The following is a 284-nucleotide window of genomic DNA, read 5'->3' as shown; positions in this document are numbered from 1 at the left end:
TGTAATGTTGGGCGGTTCCGACAACCTTGTGGTCCTTATCGTAGATGTTAACGGTTGAACCAGGCTCGGCCGTACCAGTAACAGTATAACCGTTAGTTGAGTTACCAGTTACGCTATCAACGATTGGTGCACTAGGTGCTACCTTATCATCATCGGCTGGAGTCATGAAATCAGTTGGCGTACTTACATTACCAGCAGCGTCAGTCGCTGTGGCTGTAAGGGTAGCCTTCTCACCCACACTAGCAGGTAATGTAATGGTGTACTTACCATCAGCGCCAGCTTGG

Annotated in this window: 1 protein-coding gene; it reads right to left on the bottom strand. The window is 48.9% G+C overall.

Annotation, left to right across the window (positions count from 1 at the left end):
• Positions 1–284: Ig-like domain-containing protein (locus tag TT13_RS11505; protein ID WP_045477422.1), on the bottom strand; the 284-nt coding region annotated here is incomplete at both ends.

The sequence above is a fragment of the Weissella oryzae SG25 genome (assembly GCF_000691805.2).
Classification (GTDB): Bacteria; Bacillota; Bacilli; order Lactobacillales; family Lactobacillaceae; genus Weissella; species Weissella oryzae.
The sequence above is the reverse complement of the archived record's forward strand: the minus strand, read 5'-3'. Positions and strand labels throughout refer to the sequence as shown.